Annotated in this window: 19 protein-coding genes; 4 read left to right on the top strand and 15 right to left on the bottom strand. The window is 40.4% G+C overall.

From position 1 onward, the window contains the following. Positions 1-39 precede the first annotated feature (39 nt). Positions 40-1011: a magnesium/cobalt transporter CorA gene (gene corA, locus JNUCC25_RS05895; protein WP_013055874.1), complete on the bottom strand. Its 972-nt coding sequence runs from the start codon at positions 1009-1011 to the stop codon at positions 40-42. 497 nt (positions 1012-1508) lie between these two features. Between corA and JNUCC25_RS05890 the strand changes: the two genes are divergently transcribed. Continuing rightward, positions 1509-1880, top strand: a complete 372-nt coding sequence (locus JNUCC25_RS05890) for a PilZ domain-containing protein (RefSeq protein ID WP_454222948.1) — start codon at positions 1509-1511, stop codon at positions 1878-1880. Between the two features lie 76 nt (positions 1881-1956). Next, positions 1957-2787, top strand: coding sequence for an LCP family glycopolymer transferase (locus tag JNUCC25_RS05885; RefSeq protein ID WP_029325036.1), 831 nt, complete (start codon positions 1957-1959; stop codon positions 2785-2787). Positions 2788-2837: 50 nt separating this feature from the next. Here JNUCC25_RS05885 and JNUCC25_RS05880 read toward each other — a convergent pair whose 3' ends face one another. From JNUCC25_RS05880 to JNUCC25_RS05850, 7 genes are all read right to left on the bottom strand, one after another. Further along, positions 2838-3473 carry a cupin domain-containing protein gene (locus JNUCC25_RS05880; RefSeq protein ID WP_029325035.1) on the bottom strand — a complete coding sequence of 212 codons (636 nt, stop codon included), beginning with the start codon at positions 3471-3473 and terminating at the stop codon, positions 2838-2840. A 110-nt stretch (positions 3474-3583) separates the two neighbouring features. Next, on the bottom strand, positions 3584-4906 hold the full coding sequence (locus tag JNUCC25_RS05875) for an MATE family efflux transporter (RefSeq protein ID WP_223268955.1): 1323 nt from the start codon (positions 4904-4906) through the stop codon (positions 3584-3586). 62 nt (positions 4907-4968) lie between these two features. Then, positions 4969-6102 carry a DUF2087 domain-containing protein gene (locus tag JNUCC25_RS05870; RefSeq protein WP_454222945.1) on the bottom strand — a complete coding sequence of 378 codons (1134 nt, stop codon included), beginning with the start codon at positions 6100-6102 and terminating at the stop codon, positions 4969-4971. Positions 6103-6268: 166 nt separating this feature from the next. Continuing rightward, positions 6269-6406 carry a hypothetical protein gene (locus JNUCC25_RS05865; protein ID WP_171843212.1) on the bottom strand — a complete coding sequence of 46 codons (138 nt, stop codon included), beginning with the start codon at positions 6404-6406 and terminating at the stop codon, positions 6269-6271. Between the two features lie 99 nt (positions 6407-6505). Further along, positions 6506-6964, bottom strand: coding sequence for a VOC family protein (locus JNUCC25_RS05860; RefSeq protein ID WP_013055867.1), 459 nt, complete (start codon positions 6962-6964; stop codon positions 6506-6508). Between the two features lie 263 nt (positions 6965-7227). Then, a complete protein-coding gene (locus JNUCC25_RS05855; RefSeq protein ID WP_013055866.1) occupies positions 7228-8091 on the bottom strand; it encodes a GRP family sugar transporter in 864 nt (287 codons plus the stop codon). 408 nt (positions 8092-8499) lie between these two features. Further along, positions 8500-9477: a carbohydrate kinase family protein gene (locus JNUCC25_RS05850; protein ID WP_013055865.1), complete on the bottom strand. Its 978-nt coding sequence runs from the start codon at positions 9475-9477 to the stop codon at positions 8500-8502. Positions 9478-9939: 462 nt separating this feature from the next. Here JNUCC25_RS05850 and JNUCC25_RS05845 point away from each other — a divergent pair, with 462 nt between their 5' ends. Further along, a complete protein-coding gene (locus JNUCC25_RS05845) occupies positions 9940-10266 on the top strand; it encodes a cyclic-phosphate processing receiver domain-containing protein (RefSeq protein WP_025749520.1) in 327 nt (108 codons plus the stop codon). 215 nt (positions 10267-10481) lie between these two features. Here JNUCC25_RS05845 and JNUCC25_RS05840 read toward each other — a convergent pair whose 3' ends face one another. The 5 genes from JNUCC25_RS05840 to JNUCC25_RS05820 form a co-directional block, all read right to left on the bottom strand. Continuing rightward, positions 10482-11318, bottom strand: a complete 837-nt coding sequence (locus JNUCC25_RS05840; RefSeq protein ID WP_064471442.1) for a formate/nitrite transporter family protein — start codon at positions 11316-11318, stop codon at positions 10482-10484. A gap of 24 nt (positions 11319-11342) precedes the next feature. Further along, complete coding sequence (cobA, locus tag JNUCC25_RS05835) at positions 11343-12113, bottom strand: uroporphyrinogen-III C-methyltransferase (RefSeq protein ID WP_029325028.1); 771 nt, start codon at positions 12111-12113, stop codon at positions 11343-11345. Positions 12114-12184: 71 nt separating this feature from the next. Further along, positions 12185-12511, bottom strand: coding sequence for a nitrite reductase small subunit NirD (nirD, locus tag JNUCC25_RS05830; protein WP_029325027.1), 327 nt, complete (start codon positions 12509-12511; stop codon positions 12185-12187). Between the two features lie 18 nt (positions 12512-12529). Further along, positions 12530-14944, bottom strand: a complete 2415-nt coding sequence (gene nirB / locus JNUCC25_RS05825; RefSeq protein WP_064471441.1) for a nitrite reductase large subunit NirB — start codon at positions 14942-14944, stop codon at positions 12530-12532. 608 nt (positions 14945-15552) lie between these two features. Further along, the gene (locus JNUCC25_RS05820) at positions 15553-16299 is read right to left on the bottom strand and encodes an SGNH/GDSL hydrolase family protein (RefSeq protein ID WP_064471439.1); all 747 of its coding nucleotides are present in this window, start codon (positions 16297-16299) and stop codon (positions 15553-15555) included. Between the two features lie 450 nt (positions 16300-16749). Here JNUCC25_RS05820 and JNUCC25_RS05815 point away from each other — a divergent pair, with 450 nt between their 5' ends. Beyond that, the gene (locus tag JNUCC25_RS05815; RefSeq protein ID WP_064471438.1) at positions 16750-17241 is read left to right on the top strand and encodes a sigma-70 family RNA polymerase sigma factor; all 492 of its coding nucleotides are present in this window, start codon (positions 16750-16752) and stop codon (positions 17239-17241) included. A gap of 101 nt (positions 17242-17342) precedes the next feature. On the opposite strand, the gene JNUCC25_RS05810 is transcribed toward JNUCC25_RS05815, so the two are convergent. Together JNUCC25_RS05810 and JNUCC25_RS05805 are read right to left on the bottom strand one after the other, a co-directional pair. Next, positions 17343-17822: a competence protein ComK gene (locus tag JNUCC25_RS05810; RefSeq protein ID WP_064471437.1), complete on the bottom strand. Its 480-nt coding sequence runs from the start codon at positions 17820-17822 to the stop codon at positions 17343-17345. A gap of 140 nt (positions 17823-17962) precedes the next feature. Next, positions 17963-19321, bottom strand: coding sequence for a GntT/GntP/DsdX family permease (locus JNUCC25_RS05805; protein WP_013055857.1), 1359 nt, complete (start codon positions 19319-19321; stop codon positions 17963-17965). Positions 19322-19423: the final 102 nt, after the last annotated feature.

The raw sequence follows: 19423 nt of genomic DNA, 5'->3' as shown, positions 1-19423 counted from the left end.
AAAAAAAAGGCGCTTGGCTTATGGCCAAGTGCCTTTTGGTTATAAAAGCTGTTTGTTTTTAAAGTATTTCCACATTCCCCACGTTAACACAATTAACATAACGATAATAACAGCAGTAGCCCAGTGGGAATTTTGATATGGAATCGGTACGTTCATCCCAAAAAATCCGGTTACGAACGTCAGCGGAAGCATAATCGTTGAAATCAGTGTTAAGACGTTCAGCTTTTCAGATGAAGTTGCATTGGTAATAGAATAATACGTATCAAGTGCACTGTTTACGAGGTCTCTAAATGTTTCAGCAGAGTCTACAATACGCTCTAAGTGGTCAAGCAAGTCAATGTAGAAAGGAACATTTTCTTCTCGTATGTCGAATTTCCACTTTCCATTCACCGTTAAGAAAATTCGGCGCTGAGGCAGAATAACGCGACGGATTAAGATAATCGTTCTTTTTAACGCCAAGAACTCTTCCGTCACTCCGCGCACTTCTTTGTTGTAGATTTCATCTTCTAATTCATCAATACGCATGTCAATTCGATCTAAAATCGGAAAGTATTCGTCCGTGATGCCATCAATCAAAGCATACAGTAAAAAGTCGGCGCCGCGGTTCATAAACTTTGGATAGCGTGAGCACACAGCATCCATTTTGCGAAGCCAGCCCATTTTATGTTTATGAATCGTCACTACGTAATTTGATCCGACAAAGGCATTTAACTCAAGCGTCGTAATCTCATCATCACTTTCTTCGTTATAGCGAAGCGCGTGAAAAACGAAAAATTTATAGTCTTCGTAATCATCCATTTTAGCGCGAGGACTGTCGTGTAAGCAGTCTTCAATCGCCAATGGGTGAAAATCGAATAATTTAGCAATTTGAGCAAGCTCTTGTCCGTGGACATCATACAAATCAATCCACAGCAAATTATCAGGATTGCGCAATTTTTCATGCACGTCTCCTAAATCAAGATTCGTTACCATTTCTTTTGTTTCATCATCATATAAGTATGTTTTAATCATTGATTTTTCACCTCACATCATTGAGGCATTAAGGAGTATTTTCCTTCGTTGAAATGAGAGGAACATATACACCTTTGTTGCCCCTATCTTGTTTTGCAGTAACCTTCATCGAAATGGGGTCATCAGTGCCCATTCATCTCACCTCCTAATTAGTTGAAGGAACGCTGACTTGTAATACAGCTACTTCACAAAGTTTAATTTTAACATACAATCCAACTCTAGCGTAGCGCTTTTTTCAAAACCTTTCCCTCTCTATTTAAAGTTTCAAACAAAACTTCCGATACTATAAAAGCAGTTATAATCGGCAATCGATAACTAAGACCGCTTGAATCCTCCCGCAAAGGTCTAGAAAATCTCACATGACCGGTCTGTGGTCATATGAGATTTTCTACACCGATAAACATTATATGGGTGATGTGGAAAAACGTGTAGGAATTTTTAGACTTTCATCGAATACTTACTTAACAAACTTAGATTACGAAAAGGACTGATAATACATGCATTTTAAACGTGAAGAACCGTTTCGCTTTTTATTTGAGACTCCCATTGTTGGAACGTTTTCCATTGCTAAATACGACAACAAAGAAATCGATTCTAAGCCAGGTCCTTTGTCTGTTATCGACCTTTCACCGAAAGGAATCAAAATAATTACGCCGCTTGATTTACCTATTTTCAACCATCAAATTCAGCTAAAAATCAGCTTTTATTTAAATGAAAAACCCATCCATATTACCGGACTTTGCGTGTGGAAAGAAAAACAGCACACCGAATACCTTTATGGCATCGAAGCGTTTAACGATGTGGAAGAACAAGCGATCTTAATTACAGAGCTCAAAACCTACGCCAAGAAAAAGCGAGATACACAATAAAAATAGCGCTCATTTGTTTTACTCCCCTTTTAAGATGGCAATACTACGAACGACTTCGATAGAAAAAGGTGAGGCGATGAGCAGCAAAGCAAAAAAAGAGTGGATTGGCGGTCTCGTACTATTTTTACTCGTCAGTTTTGTCAGCATCACATTTGCAGGCTATCATACGGTGAAAGCTGCCGTTGATCAAACGTATGTACCGCTTGAGCATGGTAACAAAACACACGTCAATTTAAAAAAAGGGCAACCGTTTTCCCTGCTTTTAATTCAAGAAAACCATCAAAATACGTCATTTGTGTATATGACTGTTAATAAACAGCATGAATCAATAAAAATGACCCACTTGCCAGGGTCAACTCAGCTCGGCAATGAAACACTGCGAACCATTTATCACCGAGGAAATATGAATGCTGTCGTAAAGAACGTCGAAACGTACGCAAAGCTTCCTGTTGATTATTATGTCAAAATGGATCAGCAGTCAGTCGTCGATGCTGTAAATAAATTAGGCGGCATTATCGTCACAAACAAACGTGCTTTTGAACATAGCAACATTGTTTTTCCAAAAGGATCGATTCGCCTTAACGGAGAAGAAGCGCTTGTTTTTTTAAAGGAGCGTAATGAGCAAGATATCTTTACTGCGCATGAAAGACAGCTGTCCGTCGCGAAAGCCATTTTCAGCCAAGCAGCTACGATTCCCAATGTTGCAAAGCTGCACTCTCTTGTATTTACGCTCGCTGATCACATTGAAACCAACGCAACCTTTAATGATATCAAACGGATTCAAAAAACCTACAAACCGGCCGTTTCTCACGTAGACAAGCAGCAGTTTCCGCAAAACGAATGGAACCAAAAACAAGTCACAACGCGGCTGTATAAGCATTTAGAACGCAACGAGCTGTTTTTATAAAAAAAGCCTCGCGAAAAAACCATTGACCATAGGCTCAATGGTTTTTTATGCTACTTATCTTCAGCAGGCACTACTTTCTCATTTATTTTAATAACAACTTTTTCATCACGTTCATAGCCCTTCTTATAAGAAGAATGATCATTAGGCGGCCCAATCACAACCGTATCCGTAATTGGCGCTACGGCTTCTGCTACTTCGCCTGCGCTTACTCCGTATGCTTTTTGAAACACGATCGGAGGCGTTAAGCGCAGCACGTCGGATCCTTCTGTAGATTCGAATTGATCATTGTTAAAAAAGAGATGAAGATGCGCTTCTTCCGATAAGGGCTCAATCCAATGCCACCAGCCCATCGGTATAAACACAACTTCCCCTTGTTTTATCCGGTAATTGTGCATGCTGCTTGTATCAGGATCCAAGACAGACACCTGCACTTCACCTGAAACGACGACATCTAATTCCCACGCGTTTGGATGCCAGTGGGGTTCTCTCATATGCCCTTTCGTCATATATAAATCAACAAAAGCACCTCCAAGCATAGCAGGCAGCTGAGTTGAGGTTAGTTGATACGCTATATTTTGATCATTTCGTTTGAACAGGACGTTTTGCTTATAGTTCACTGACAGATTAGGCGTTCCTGAGCTTTTTTTAATATTTGAATTATCCGGTACAAATCCAGATTTACTCATAGTGTCATACCCTCTTTTCATCAAAAAGTTATATGCACTATCCTATTAAAACTCTTAGCTAAGGGTGTTTTAATTAGGAAAAATAAAAAACGAGCGTTTCCGCTCGTTTTTTATCCGACAAGACGTTCAATTTTCTTTTTCTTCCATACAAATTGATAATAGCTGTACTGCAGGATTAAGCTGACAACAAACGCCGCTGGATATCCAATCCAAATCCCTTTGATTTCAAGAGGTGTAAACTGCGATAACACGTAGGCTACGGGTACTTCTACACACCAAATAGCCATAATACTAAATACCGTAGGCCAAAGCACCGTACCGCTTGCTCGCATTGTAGCGGTAATAATTTGCGCATGACCGAAAATCAAATAGCTCCAAAGTGTTATCACTAAAAGCTCTTCGGCAATATGGAGCGTGTGCTGACTTGTTAAAAACAAAGCTAAAATTTGATTAGAAAAGAGATAAATAAGTAAAATTAATACGCTACCAATAACGTAATTCAGCATAATTCCAGAGCGAATAACTTCTTTTAAACGCTCAAATTTATTGGCACCAATCGACTGCGCCGCAAAAATAGAAACCGCAATCCCTAAGCTGATTGCCGGCATTTGTACATAGCTTGCCACTTGGTTCACCGCTCCGTACGCTGCTGTAGCGTCTGAGCCAAATCCGTTTACAAACGTAATGACCGCGATTTCAGAAAGAGAAACTAAAATCATGTTGATACTAGCTGGAATCCCTAAACGCATAAGCAGCTTTAAAAGCGTTCCGTCCATTTTTAATGAAATAGATGAGTCAAACTTTAACGGATGATTTTTCTTGCGTAAATAGATAATCATAATAATGAACGTTAATACGGTTGAAAACACCGTTGCGTACGCAGCGCCGTACACTCCAAGCTTTGGCACTCCGATCCATCCAAAAATTAAAATCGGAAGGAAAATGATGTTTAAGACCGTACTCACAACTAAAAAGTAAAAAGGCGTTTTAGAGTCTCCGGTTCCGCGCATAAACGTCGTATAAACAAAGTATAAAAACAAAACAGGAATTGCCACAAACAAAATGCGCGCATAGTGAACCGTTACGTCAATAATATTAGCCGGCGTTCCCATAATCCGAAGAATATCCGGAGCAAATATGCTTCCCAAAACAGCAAGCACAATCCCGACTAAAAATGTAAACGTGAGCGTGGTACCGATAATTTCTTTGACTCGTTTTTCATTTTGCGCCCCGTACGCTTGCCCGATTAAAATGGAACTTCCTGAACCAATTCCAATCGAAAACGACACGAGCAGAAAAAACAGAGGAAAAAAAGCGGAAATAGCGGCTAACGCATCAACTCCAAGCGCTCTTCCGACAATAATACTCCCCGCCAGCTGCCCAACGGACTGCATGGCATTACTTAACATGAGCGGAATCAAAAACACAAGCATCAGCTTACTGACGGACTTTTCTGATTCCACTACTTCACTTTTAGCATCTTGATTCTTCACACCTATTTCTCCTTTGTATCAGCTTTCGGCGAATGATAGCCTTTTTCGCCGTAAGGCTGCAGCTTCTCTAACCATTTCGCTTCCAGTTTCAGCAAATCCTTTTTTGAAAGTGCTTTTTCTTCTTCTCTTTTAATCGTTTCCAGCATCTCAATTAAAAAAGCATCCGCCCCGTACGTATTCCACTCGTTTTGAAGCTCTTTATTTTGATGAGTGTTCGTCTTTAACGTGAACTTTACGCCGTTTAACGTTTTGATGTTAGGCGTAGAGCCAATGTAAATCTTATCGTTGTGAAGGTTTTTAATTTGATATACGCCGCCTTCTGTTTTTACTTCTTTCGCTAGCTGCTTCATTTGCTTTTTATAGTCTTTTGAGTCCATACTCATCCCTGTCTCTCCTTTTCTCCAGTAGCTGCTTCCATCTGCGCTGCGCTCTAAAAAACCGTACTCAATTAAATAACGTCGCAGCACCGCATAGTCGTCATAAAAAGGTGCTAACCTATCATTTACTTCTTTTTCGGTATATGTGCTACCGAAATCAAAATGCCCGCTTAATTCTTCAAGAACAACAAGACGGTGTTTTTCTTGCAAATGAAAAGTACGAAGAGGTCCGTTTAAACCTTGCGGAAAATTCTTCGCTAAAATCTTTTCACGCTCTTCATCACTGACGCTGTAGCGCTGACTTCTTCCAGGCGCAGTATTTGTTACGGGTACCGCCTTCTCTTCTTCCCCGTCGTTTAACAGTTCCATCAGCGTTAAAAACACTTTTGCCTGACGCTCTTTTTTCTTTAACGTAAAGCGGTGATTCCGAATGGTCGATGAACTGCCGATTCCCATTTCTTTTTGAATATCACTATCACTTTTTCCTTCTTTAAAAAACTTCACTAAATTTTTTTGATGATCAGAAAGACCGGTTACATCTTTATCTAGCGCTATTAAATGTTGGAACACAGACCCGTGCTGCTGTTCCACATGAAGCTTCATATAGCGTTTTGCTTCATAAAAAACACCTTCCACCGGATAAATAATGCCTTTTTCAATGCTTTCACCGCACAGTAAGCAGTGGTAGTAATCTTCGCTTTCCCCGTACCCTTTCTTCATATCTTCAAAAGATGATTCCCAAAACAAATCGTTTACCATTTGAATAGACACCTTTCTATTTTGTTTATTAATTTATAAACAAATATATTATATGTTTATTATTATGTCAAACTTTCGTTTATGATACACAAAAAAGGTTGAAACATAACGAAATGAACCCAACCTAAAGACGAACAAATGGGATACATGAGCTCATATAGATCGCTTATGACACCGCAGTTAATTTCCATGCAAGACTTCGCTTTCCGCGGGCGGCCGGTAAGCCTCCTCGTCGCTTGCGCTCCTGCGGGGTCTCACCTGTTCCGCTTTTCCCGCAGGAGTCTTCGCCTTGCCCTCCAATCAACTGCTAGAAGGAACAAAACAGATCAAACCTGCGTTTACCATAACAAAAAAAACGAACCGCTAATCAAACACGTTGATCAATGGTTCGTTTTCACTTCGGCTAAAATAATCCCCTCCGGTTCTCTTTGTTCCATTCACTTAAATATGGAAAATCCTTAGATACAACGGGCTTATCATCCAAAAGCGTAATTAATTCCAAGCGGTTACCGTCAGGGTCATTAAAATACACGCACGCTGCCGGCATCCACGTATGAACGATCGGCTCTGTTTGCGGCTTTCCAAACGACGTTTCTTCAGGTTCAATGCCTTTTGAACGCAGCCACGTTAACGCTTCATGAATATCTGCTGCTTCAATTCCAAAAGCAAAATGACTCCTTTTCAACTCTTTTTCATCTGTTTCCCAAAGCCCGAGCATCTGCTTTTGTTCCCCAACAAAGAAAAAAGCACAGCGCCTCTCTTCAATTTTATGAACAAACGTCAGCCCAAGACGTCTATAAAATTCAATCGAATCCTCCAAATTCCGAACCTGCACATGCGTCTCATAAATACTCTTAATCATAGCCTTCCCTCCATCCTTTTCTCCTACTATAAGCCATCTCACACCAAACAGCTTCCTAACAAAGAATGAAAAATCATCAGTCTTAAGAACGAGAAACACTCAACAGGAACATACAGCTTTGAAATTCAGAAGAGCACTAAGGTTTTGATCTTGACTTTGACTAAGGGTTTGAGGCTACCCCGCAAGGGGTGCCTCAAACCCTTAGATCTAGAAAAACCCCCATGGCTGCACTCTAGCCATGGGGGTTTTTCTACATCGATAAATTAAGCGTGTGCTTTTGCGAGGCCGATACAGATACCGCCTGAAATAATCAGTACACTCGCAAGAGATACATAAAATAATTGACGCTTTGTTTTCTTTTCTCCCAAGAAGACAATACCGCCAAAAATTGAAATAACGATACCCATTTGCGATAATGAAAAGCTTGTTGCTACGCCTAGTCTTGATTGAGATAAGAATAAGAACATGTTTCCAGATGCCCAGATTAGCCCTGGTAAGATATTGCGAATCGTATATTTGTTAAATGGCTTATGTTTGTATGTAATGATTAAGCCCCCAATTAACATACCGATTGCTTGCGGGAATAGAGCTGCCCATGCGTCTACGTTGAAGATACGTGCGATAACTACGTAAACTAAGAATCCAAGACTTGAAATGATAAGAGTGATAACTCCTTTTTTTGTTTGTCCCGGAGCCCCTTGTGCCCCTTCTTTTTTACCGTCTAATGAAGAAAGCACAACGCCTGCTAGTATTAAAAGAATCGCAATAGACCCAAGTACAATCGTTTGAAGCGTTGACCATTCTTTAAATACAATAACACCAAAAAGAGCTGTTGATACTAATTGCATACCCGTTGAAATCGGCATTGACTTTGAAACGCCAAGGTATGGAACACTTTTAAACTGATTGCTTTGACCTACTGACCAGAACAAACCTGAAACAATTCCGACAATAACGAGCGTTGGCGTTAACACCGGCTGCACAATCATAAACTGAACAAATGAAAGAATCAAAGCTCCAATAATTGTTCCCAGCGTTTGACTGTAAGGTCCACCGCCCATCTTCATACTAACTAAAATCATGCTTCCCCACGCAACGGAAGGAAGAACACCTAGCAAAATATCCATCTTTCTCTTAACCTACTTTCCTATTTCTAATCTATGTACGTGATACGTAATAACCTGCTGCTTTTCTTTTATCAAGGGCTAAGGGCCAAGCACTTATACTCCCTTGAATATTCCCCAAAAGGTCTAGAAAATTTAATAGGATCGCTCTTTGATCCTATTAAATTTTCTACATCGATAAATATATAACGTTTTCATAAATAGTGGTAAAACTGCTATTTCTTGCTGCTCGTATTATACTAACACGAACATTTATTATTTAGCTAGAAATTTTTTTGATTATTTTTTAAAAAAAGAAAAAATTTTTTTCTTCTTACTCCACAGCTCGCTTCTCCCTCTTATGTGATCTGCAATCAGCAGAAACGGACGCCTCTGCTGATTGAAAATAAGAAGAGATAAAGCCTTTTCATTTTAGTTAGCTACAGGCTTACAAAATTGCTCTACTACTTCTTTGGCTGGAATTGAACTGATCGCACCTTTTCCAGTTGTCGTTAAGGCACCGCTTGCATTTGCAAAGCGCAAAATAGCATCGTGGTCGCGGTCAAGGATAGCCGTTAAGTTTTCTTGTGACACATCGCGGCTTAATAGCTGATAAAGGAATCCGCCAATAAACGCATCTCCCGCACCTGTTGTATCAACAACCGCTACTTTGTAACCGTTTGATTCATAGACAGCTTGTTTTGTATAAAGCGTTGCGCCTTCTGCTCCTTTTGTGAACACAACTACTTGAACGTCACCTGTAAATAGAGACTGAATCGCTTTCTGTTCATCTTCAATGCCGGTGATAAACGACAGCTCGTCGTCTGAAATTTTGACAATGTGCGCTTGAGGAATAAATTCTAAAATCGTTTGACGGCATAGCTCATGATCTTTCCACAGCGGAAGACGTACATTTGGATCAAAGCTGATAACGCCGCCTTTTTCTTTCATGCTTTTAATCGCTTTCATATGAGCGTATTTCATAGGGCTTTCAACTAAATCAACCGAACAGAAATGAAGAAGATCGTTGCTTGCAAACCAATCAGGGTTAATTTCGTCTTCTGTTAGTAATAAATCTGCTGAAGGATTACGATAGAAGCTGAAATCTCTTTCTCCGTCTTCACGCAGGGAAACAAAAGCTAAAGCTGTGTTTGCTTCTTCTGTACGATAGACCATATCAGTACCTACTCCTACTTCACGAAGCGTATCTACTAGAAAGTCTCCAAACGCATCTTCTCCAACTTTTGTAATAAGCGCTGACTCATTACCGTATGTAGCAACAACTGCCGCAACGTTTGCCGGCGCTCCCCCTGGCACACGCGTAAACGATTCCACTTCTTTCAATTGAAGACCTTTTTGAGCTGGAATCATATCAATTAATACTTCACCGATACTAAATAACTTACCCATTCTATTCACCTTACTTTTCTTTTTTGTCATATTGTCATACTGTCATACTATGTTCCAAAAAATCCTTAAATCAAATTATACGTCCCAACCATCTTTTTCGTAAAGAGAAATTTCCAATTTATTTAAAAAAAATCGTAAATGATAGTTTTTTTCTGACAATCTTTTATTGGTTAATCCCCTTCCATCCCTTGTAAAATCTGGGATTAAAATGACCTTCTTACATAAAGATAGAGGGATAAAAAAAGCAATGTCCAGTTTTAACTGTTTATTTATTCATTTTTCGTTCGACATCTCTTTCCTTATTCCCTCTTTATTCGCCGCGAATATGCAAATAATGATAAAGATTCGTGTTTTTACCCCTATTTAAGAAGGAGTGCAGTAAAATGTGTCGAATAGACTTAGGTAGGTATATGACATTATGTATGTTACACTAAATACAAGGCAAGGAAGGGAGAATCAGTCATGAAAATCAATGTTTTTCTAGACGACTATCGCAAATGCCCTGACGGTCATGTTTTAGCCGAAACGATTGATGAATGTATTGATCTGCTAAGATCATTCGATGTTGAACATTTATCACTCGATCACGATTTACTGAGTAAGACACGGAATGGATTAATGCTCGTGCATTTTATGGTAAAGCATCATTTATATGCCGATCGAATTACGATTCACTCCGCTAATCATTCAGGCAGCAAAGCAATGTACAACTGCTTTAAGGACGCTCAAAAAGAGCATAAAATGCCAAACAACATTAAAATTCTAAGATGCCCTCTGCCTCTTCGATGATACCTGCACCCTCACACATTCATTTCAACAGAATCTGTCCGATTCAATTCTCACAGACATCCTGTTTCTATAAAATGAAGAACGATACTGCTTGTTCGATACGTATAGATGTGAATACGCTTTAAGCAGTTTATATTATATAGAAGAAACCGCTCTAAAATACCGTGATGATAGCTTTAAAAAGCAGACTATATGGTACAAAGAGCGGTTTTTTGCTATTTAGACAGTTTAGCAGAATCCAAGTCAGCTGAGAGAGCAGCCGGCTGTTTTTTAGCTTCTTTTAGCTGCCTAGCGTTCACGAACCAGTAGAGGCTTCCTACAAACAGTCCTCCCCCTGCTATGTTCCCGAGTGTAACAGGAATTAAATTATGAAATAGTCCAGCAGCCGAAATCGCATCAGGATGCGGAAGCAATAAAGCTAGACCAAGAAACGTCATATTTGCCACGCTGTGCTCGTATCCTGAAGCAACAAATGCAAACAGCATCCAAAAAATAAGCATGATCTTTGCCGCATCGCTTTTAGTACGCGCAGCCGTCCAAATTGCCAGGCAAACAAGCCAGTTGCAAAGGATGCCGCGAAAAAATAATTCACTGACCGGCAAATGCATTTTTTTAGCTGCCAGCGTCATAAGTAAATGATTGGGTTCAATTCCTTTAAACAAACCGGTTCCGGTAATTAACAAACAAAGCCCAAACGCACCTATCGCATTTCCGATAAAACACCACGTCCAGTTTTTAAACGTATCTTTCCATGTGGTGACTCCCGATAGCGTACTCACCGTATACACCATGTGATTTCCGGTAAACAGTTCGGCTCCTGCAAATACGACAAGCAGTAAAGCAACAGCAAAAGATAACCCCATCACAAGAGAAACGACCGGTAAAGAAGCAGAGGCTAAAGGCGCTCCTACCGATAGAGCTAATATAACTCCAAGTCCTACGTAAGCACCCGCTAGCACCGCTAACAGCAAGTAACTCGGCAAATGATCATTAACAAGCTTCTTTTTTTCTCGGGCTAACTCATTCATTGACTGCAGTGAATTCTTAAACAAAAGTGTTTCCTCCTTTTATTCATCTTAGACGCATACTTTTTCTTCTGTTTTTTCCAAAAACCAAGAAAGAGCAGAAGCTTGCTTCACCACTTCACCAATCACAATCATCGCGGGATTGCTGACTTGCTGCTCGGCAGCCGTTTCTACAATTGTGCCAAGCGTGCCTGTAACCGTGCGCTGATAAACCGACGTGCCTTGTTCAATAAGAGCGACCGGCGTATCCGCGCTTTTTCCGGCGTCTAAAAGCTGACGGCAAATATAAGGCAAGTTTTTAACGCCCATATAAATAGCAAGCGTATCAACTCCTTTTGCTAAATGCTCCCAGCGAATACTTTCCGGCTTGCCGCTCAGACAGTGTCCCGTCACAACGGCAAACGAACGGCTCAGCTCACGATGCGTCACAGGAATTCCAGCATACGCCGGCGCCGCAATTCCCGCTGTAATACCTGGAACGATTTCAAATGGAATTCTATGCTGAACAAGGACTTCTGCTTCTTCACCGCCTCTTCCGAAAATAAACGGATCTCCGCCTTTTAACCGGACGACGGCGTTTCCTTTTCTTGCGTAGAATACAAGCAAATCATGAATATCTTCTTGAGAAACGCAGTGATCACCAGGCTTTTTCCCGCAGTAGACGAGTTCGGCTCCTTCTTTTGCATACTGAAGAAGAACAGGGTTCACTAATCGGTCATATAAAATAACATCTGCTTTTTCTAAACATTTGGCTGCTTTTATCGTTAGTAAATCTGGATCTCCTGGTCCGGCTCCTACAATGTACACTTTTCCTGTTCTCATTTTTGCTTCGCTCCTTTTAGTGTGTCCCCTTAAATTTTTGTGGCGCGTTGAAAATCAACGCGCCCCGTTATTTATTCTTCAATTAAAAGATACAGTAAATCTCCTTCAACAGACGCTTTGTACGTGTCTACACATCCGCTGTCAGGCTCTTGCACGTTGCCGTCATGCAAGCAAATTTTCCAGTCGTGCATCGGACAGAACACCGAGTCGCCGCTCACGATTCCTTCACTGAGCACCCCGCCTTTATGCGGACAGCGATTTTCAATTGCCCGTATTTTTCCGCTTGATAGCTTAAACACCGCAATTTCTTTTCCGTTTACTTTCACTGTTTTACCTAGGCTTACCGGAAAATCATGAATCGATCCTACGCATACTTTTGTAATGTTTTTATTCACCATCTTTATTTCCCCCCAGCTTTATGATGTGACAACTGTTTCGAACAGCTCTTTTTTCGTCTTTTTACTTTCGACGATTTCTTTCCAAGGATCACGGTACGTAGATAACGCTTCGTCCATACGCATATTCAGCTCTCTTCTCATCTCAGCGTCATCAAGCACTGACTGGATGTGCGAAAGTCCCATGCGCTCAATCCATGCAGACGTACGCTCTAAGTAATTAGCCGTTTCTCGGTAATACTGTAAATAAGCTCCTGTGATGTCCATTAATTCTTCGTCTGTTTTTACTTTATACAACAAATCTCCGCCGCGAAGATGCGTACCTCCATTTCCGCCCACGTAAATTTCCCAGCCGCCGTCGATTCCAATAAAGCCAATATCTTTAATGCCTGACTCAGCACAGCTTCTCGGACAAGCAGATACAGCCATTTTTACTTTATGAGGCGTCCATAATCCTTCAAATTTTTTCTCAAGCGCAATTCCAACGCCCATTGAGTCCTGCGTGCCAAAACGGCAAAACTGTTCGCCGACGCATGTTTTCACCGTCCGCAGCGACTTACCGTACGCGTAGCCAGAAGGCATATCTAACTCTTCCCATACGCTAGGCAAATCTTCTTTTTTAACACCAAACAAATCAAGACGCTGACCACCCGTCACTTTTACGAGCGGAATTTCATATTTATCAACAACATCTGCAATTTTTCGTAAATCTTCTGCATTTGTGACGCCTCCGTACATGCGAGGAACAACAGAATACGTGCCGTCTTTTTGAATATTTGCGTGCATGCGTTCATTCACAAATCGTGATTCGCGTTCATCAACGTATCCGGTCGGATTCACCATGCCTAAATAATAGTTCAGCGCCGGACGGCATTTCGAACAGCCTTCTTCATTATTCCACCCAAGTACATTCATAACTTCACGCGTATGCGAAAGTCCTTTTGCTTTGATTTCTTCGACAACTTCATCTCGTGACAGAGTCGTACAGCCGCAAATCGCTTCTTTTTGAACCGCCGCGTCAAAATCAGCGCCAAGAGTATGCTGAAGCACTTCCGCTACAAGCGGCTTACATCCTCCGCAGGAGCGAGAGGCACTTGTACAAGCTTTAATTTCATCAACCGATGAGCATCCTTGCTTTTGAATAGCTTCCACAATCGTACCTTTTGTTACGCCGTTACAGCCGCAAATAATATCATCCGCGCTCATGCTTGCTACTAAGCTTTCACCCGCGTTACCGCCAGACGGCTGTAAAATCGACACTTTTGCGACATCGGATACATCTTCTTGCTTTTGTATCATTGAAAACAGTCGATTTCCGTCGCAGCTGTCTCCAAAAAGAACGGCTCCGACGATTTGATTGCCTCGCAGAACAAGCTTTTTATAAATGCCGTCTTGTTCATCGAACACTTTGATCGCTTTTTTCTCTTCATCTTCCGTGAAGTCTCCTGCTGAGAACACTTCAACACCTGATACTTTTAGCTGGGTGGATAAAACCGATCCTTCATAAGGTACTTTTTCTGCCCCGCAAATCGCTTTTGCTAATGCTTTTCCTTGTTCATACAGAGGTGCCACCAGTCCGTATACCATTCCTCTATGCTCTGCACATTCTCCAACGGCGTAGATGTTTGGGATGTCCGTTTGCATATAGTCATTCACGACAATTCCTCGGTTTACGTTAAGTCCCGCTTCTTTTGCAAGCTGAACGTTTGGCTTAATTCCAACGGCCATCACGACTAAATCAGCTTCTAAAAACGTCCCGTCTTTAAAAGATAATCCTTCAACTCGCTCATCCCCAACGATTTCCGCCGTTTGTTTTTCAAGCAAAAACTTCATGCCTTGTTTTTCTAATTCGTTTTGAAGCAATTTGCCGGCTGTTGGATCAAGCTGACGTTCCATTAAATACGGAGCTAAATGAATCACAGATACGTCCATTCCCAGATTTAACAGTCCGCGCGCTGCTTCTAATCCAAGCAGTCCGCCTCCAATAACCGCTGCTTTTTTATACTGCTGAGATGCCTGCAGCATTTCGTCCGTGTCTTTTATATCTCGAAAAGCCGTCACTCCTTTTTTATCAGACCCTGGAATCGGAAGAATAAAAGGAAGAGAACCCGTTGCTAAAATTAACTCATCATACGGTTCTACTCTGCCGCTGTTTGTCGCTACTTCTTTTTTTATCGAATCGATACTAGTAACCGTTTCGCCCGTATATAATGTAATATTGTTTTCTTGATACCAGTTCCAATCGTTTAACGTAATGTCTTCAACATTCGTATCTCCTTGCAGCACTTTTGATAGTAAAATACGATTATAGTTCGGATGCGGCTCGCTTCCGAAAATCGTAATTTCAAACGCTTCGCTTGAAACCTTCAATACTTCTTCAATCGCTCGAACTCCAGCCATTCCATTTCCAATCAATACGAGTTTCTTTTTTTGCATCTTCCATTCCTCCCCTGGCGTCTATACCTGCTTGTTTCAAAGATATATTTTCTATGCATCTTTAAAGATATATTTAAGATATATGAATTTTCTGAATCGTTCAACTTGTGTGTTAGATTATCTAACACAGTTATGGTATGTATGCGATTCCATTGCTTTAACAGTAAGCAAAAAAAATAAGTGATCTAATTACGTTTTAATTTGGATCATCCTTTGCATTTTATTTTGTGATATTTTTCACAACATTAATTTAGCAAGAATAAATAACCTGAGCTATGATAAAAATCACTACTAAATGTTGATAAGCCAAAAATAAAAATCTCAAAAATTCTTTATAAAGAATTTTTAAAATAAACCGTTCTTTATAGTATTTACTATTACTCTCATATTCTTTATAATGAATATATAGACCTTTATAAAGAACAGAACGGAGAATTAGAATGCCACTCGTAAACATTAAAAAACTTTGGACTCCTTTAGAGATCTTTGGCTTTAAGCTTTATAAGTGTAGAGATACAAAAAGCTACTACTATAAAACGAGGAAAAATCATAATCTAATAAAATTATAGAAAACAAGCCCTATTCCTTTTGAAATAGGGCTTGTCTTTTTATTTTCCTGTAAACCAATTCACAACGTACTCTCCCCACACTTCATTTCCTTTTTTCGTTAAATTACCGCTGTCTTTATTTATATACTCTCCTAAATGAAACGGCCAAATGAGTGAGTGGTTCATATAATACACCCAGTTTGCTTCAGAAACTCCCCTAATCGCTTCTACTCCTTCTTCATAGGACTCCGTTTGTGAAATATATGGCTGTGACGGCTGAATCATAAGCGTTTTTTTCAAGTCTTTGAGCTGATGAATCAGCTTGTCTGTATTTTCAAGCGTCTCATCTAGCGTAAGGTGCTGATAGTCATTTTTAAGAGGTGCTTCGAACAGAATAATGTTTGGCTGAAGTTGATCAATTTGATCGGCAATATGTGAGGATAAAAGTTCATCCGTTGTTTGACTGCCGTATGAAAGTGTTTTAACTGTAAATACATCACTTCCATATGTAGCTGCTAGCTCTTTTTTTAATTGCTGAGGCCACCCTGCTTCCTTCGCGGATGTGGCAACCACAAGAGTCAGAGGCTTTTTATTTGCGATAGATGACTGGATTTGCTTTGTAATAAAGTCTGGAAGATTTTTTGTATAAGCAGATACATCAGAAAACTGTTTTTCTTTATGTACAACAGCAGTTTTTACTTCACTTGCCTGCGCTTCCGTTTGCTCTTGCCAGTGCTGCGTCCCTGCATACATCACAGCCCCGCACAAAACAGCCGCCGCCACATTTACCCCAACCATCGCCTTCATTCAATCTCCCCTTTACAAGTTCTTCTTACAATCTCAGCAACTTGCTTTCGTAAAGAAGAACTCAAAATTAGTCGCTCCTGCGAATATACCCTCAAAGGTTCACCTATCCGGATGAGACCAGCCCGCAAGGGAGGGTCTCATCCGGATAGGTCTAGCAACTCTACCATCACCGCTCTTCCCTGATGGTAGAGTTGCTACATCGATAATAGATATATAAATAGTATAGATTAGTAGAATTTGGAATGGGTGACCTTTCGTACGTAAAATCTCTACAAATACATATATACTTCGCATATTTCCTAGCGAAACGTGAAGTTTCCGGGGAAATTACGTCACGTTTCTTAAAAAGAAAACATAATGTACGTTCATTCGCACATGTGATCTTCCCCTTGTACAGTAGAGATACCGGCGGAATACAGCAAAAACGCGTTTTTGAAAAAGGAATGCTGCATGCAAAAAAGCTCGTTTGATCAAATCGCTTCATCTTTTCATCCATTAATTGTGTCGATGATTAAAAAATTTCATATTTACAAAGACTACGACGAATATTATCAAATTGCGTTGATTGGTTTATGGAGAGCGTATCAAAAATTTGATGAAAGCAAAGGATCTTTTTCTGCTTATGCCTACACAACCGTGCGCGGTACGATCCTTTCTCATTTAAAAGGCACCATTTTATACGAAGAACGTGAAACACCGGCTGAGCAGAACCTGCTTTCACTAAACGAAGATCCCGCTCTACCCGTTCCTCTAGAAAGTGAAATCATCAAGCAGCATATCGAACACTTAACGGAAAGAGAAAAAATCTATGTAATCGAACATCTGCTAGAAAGCTACTCGTATAAAGACATTGCTTACAAATACGGAGTATCCACGGGAGCCGTTAAAAACTGGGGAAAAGCAGCCCGCAAAAAGCTAAAGGCCTCACTTCTTAGGGAGTAAGAAAAGGAGGAAGCTTATGATAAGCTTCCTCCTTCCGTTCATATGGGTAGTCCAAACGATTGTTCATATGTAATACAAGTTTGTTCAATAAATCGAACGCATTATGCCAAGACAACCGGACTTTCTAAACAGTAATTGCGAATAACAGCCGCTCTGGCCAGCTTTTTTTCTAAACTATAATAAGAAAGCTTCACTGGAATGAACGTTCCGTCTTTGAAGTGAATCAGCATAGAGGGTGAATGAACTGAAGCAAGCGTGTGTGAAGTATGAACATGAGAGGCAAAAATCCAGGCGCAGCCATAGTCATTTGGCGAAGATGTCGGAAACGCAATGATGGCTTGTGAACGATTAATAACAAGCGGCGTAAGCTGTTTGTACGGAAACATTTTTCGAACGGCGGCAATGGACCCCTTAAACGTACTTAATTCTCGAATGCACGCTTCTTCTAATAATTGCTTACACGTCTTGCTTAGCATGTATTCTCCTGCTGCATCCAGTACCTTTGTGCGGTGTATAGGATCATTCACTGGAATTAATGCTTTTGTCGTCAAACCAATTTGATAATTTTCAACATTTGTCATACATCTACCCCCTTTTGCTACTTTATAACTATTCTATACTATCAAAAAGGGGAAAATCTAGTCTTTTTTTCTCATTATTTGAAATATTTTATATTTTTATGTTAACAAGGAAAAAAGCGCTGATTGCAGCGCTTTTTCTCTTAGATAAAAATGTCTAAAATAAGAACCATCGCAAACGCTGCAAATGATAGAATCGTTTCCATCACTGTCCACGTTTTTAGCGTTTGAGCCACTGACATATTGAAAAATTCTTTAATTAACCAGAAGCCAGAATCATTTACGTGCGATAGCATCACAGAACCTGCGCCTGTTGCTAGTACTAACAGCTCCGGGCTTACGTTTGGCATTGTTGCTGCAATTGGTGCTACAATACCTGCTGCTGTTGTCATTGCTACTGTTGCTGAACCAACTGCTGCACGAATTAACCCTGCAATCACAAACGCTAGCACGATAGGAGAAAGATGTGCATCTTGAGCAAATCCTGCAATCGCGTCACCTACACCGCTTGCTGTTAAAATTTTATTAAAACCGCCGCCTGCACCAATGATTAGAATGATCGAAGCAACGGGTCCAAGACATTCGTTTGTGAATTTTAATAAATCATCTTTGTTGTACCCTCTTGCAAAACCGAACGAATAAAAAGCAAACACTAGCGAAATTAACAGCGCAACGATTGGACTTCCGATAAAGTTTGTTACGTAGCGAATCGTACTTGTTTCTGGATAAACAAACCCAGTAATTGTTGCTAAAAGCATTAATAGTACCGGTAGTAAAATTGTAAATAACGTAATGCCGAAGCCAGGAAGATCTTTATGCTTCGACTCTGTGAACTGCTCCATAATTTCACCCGTTGGCTCGACGTGAACACGGCGTGAAATGAACGACCCATAAATCGGACCTGCCACGGCTGCAGCTGGAAATGCCACAACTAATGAATACAAAATCGTTTTACCTAAATCTGCTTTAAAGATATCCACTGCTAGCATCGCTGCCGGATGCGGAGGTACTAAACTGTGAACAACGGCTAAGCCGGCAATTAACGACAAACCAATTTTAATAAGTGACGTACCCGTATGCTTGGCAATTACAAACACAAGCGGAATTAATAACACAACACCAACTTGGAAAAAGACCGGGATACCACAAATAACGGCTACAACCATCATTGCCCAGTGTACGTTCTTTTCACCAAATACTTTAATTAACGTGCGGGCAATACGCTCGGCTCCGCCTGACTCTGCCATCATCTTACCTAACATCGTTCCAAGACCAAGAACAATCGCGATAAATCCTAAGACGCTCGCTACTCCTTCTTGGAAAGCCGTTACGATATCAGGCAGCTTCATTCCTGAAATAAGACCCATAAACAAAGCCGCGACAATTAGTGCTACAAACGGATTTGTTTTAAACTTAGCAATTAAAAAGATTAGTCCGACAATCGATACAATTGCATACAGCAAAAGACTTGCTTCATGACTTAATCCGAATACTGAATTCATATGTTCATCCCCTTAGTGTGACCATTTTTCATGTACGTACATCCAAATAATGTATACGCTTTCAAATAATTTTTAAAGTGAACGCACCTCGTACGTTCACTT

The organism is Priestia sp. JNUCC 25 (assembly GCF_053667915.1).
Note: the sequence above shows the minus strand (reverse complement) of the source record. Positions and strands in the feature narration are given on the sequence as shown.

Excerpts from the sequence above, each read along its gene's own strand:
- JNUCC25_RS05820 (WP_064471439.1), bottom strand. The coding sequence starts at position 16,299 with ATGAAGGCGATGGTTGGGGTAAATGTGGCGGCGGCTGTTTTGTGCGGG.
- JNUCC25_RS05810 (WP_064471437.1), bottom strand. The coding sequence starts at position 17,822 with ATGACAAATGTTGAAAATTATCAAATTGGTTTGACGACAAAAGCATTA.
- JNUCC25_RS05805 (WP_013055857.1), bottom strand. The coding sequence starts at position 19,321 with ATGAATTCAGTATTCGGATTAAGTCATGAAGCAAGTCTTTTGCTGTAT.
- JNUCC25_RS05855 (WP_013055866.1), bottom strand. The coding sequence starts at position 8,091 with ATGGATATTTTGCTAGGTGTTCTTCCTTCCGTTGCGTGGGGAAGCATG.
- JNUCC25_RS05815 (WP_064471438.1), top strand. The coding sequence starts at position 16,750 with ATGCAAAAAAGCTCGTTTGATCAAATCGCTTCATCTTTTCATCCATTA.
- cobA (WP_029325028.1), bottom strand. The coding sequence starts at position 12,113 with ATGAGAACAGGAAAAGTGTACATTGTAGGAGCCGGACCAGGAGATCCA.
- JNUCC25_RS05890 (WP_454222948.1), top strand. The coding sequence starts at position 1,509 with ATGCATTTTAAACGTGAAGAACCGTTTCGCTTTTTATTTGAGACTCCC.
- JNUCC25_RS05875 (WP_223268955.1), bottom strand. The coding sequence starts at position 4,906 with ATGCTTGTGTTTTTGATTCCGCTCATGTTAAGTAATGCCATGCAGTCC.
- JNUCC25_RS05845 (WP_025749520.1), top strand. The coding sequence starts at position 9,940 with ATGAAAATCAATGTTTTTCTAGACGACTATCGCAAATGCCCTGACGGT.
- JNUCC25_RS05860 (WP_013055867.1), bottom strand. The coding sequence starts at position 6,964 with ATGATTAAGAGTATTTATGAGACGCATGTGCAGGTTCGGAATTTGGAG.
- JNUCC25_RS05885 (WP_029325036.1), top strand. The coding sequence starts at position 1,957 with ATGAGCAGCAAAGCAAAAAAAGAGTGGATTGGCGGTCTCGTACTATTT.
- nirD (WP_029325027.1), bottom strand. The coding sequence starts at position 12,511 with ATGGTGAATAAAAACATTACAAAAGTATGCGTAGGATCGATTCATGAT.
- JNUCC25_RS05870 (WP_454222945.1), bottom strand. The coding sequence starts at position 6,102 with ATGGTAAACGATTTGTTTTGGGAATCATCTTTTGAAGATATGAAGAAA.
- nirB (WP_064471441.1), bottom strand. The coding sequence starts at position 14,944 with ATGCAAAAAAAGAAACTCGTATTGATTGGAAATGGAATGGCTGGAGTT.
- corA (WP_013055874.1), bottom strand. The coding sequence starts at position 1,011 with ATGATTAAAACATACTTATATGATGATGAAACAAAAGAAATGGTAACG.
- JNUCC25_RS05850 (WP_013055865.1), bottom strand. The coding sequence starts at position 9,477 with ATGGGTAAGTTATTTAGTATCGGTGAAGTATTAATTGATATGATTCCA.
- JNUCC25_RS05880 (WP_029325035.1), bottom strand. The coding sequence starts at position 3,473 with ATGAGTAAATCTGGATTTGTACCGGATAATTCAAATATTAAAAAAAGC.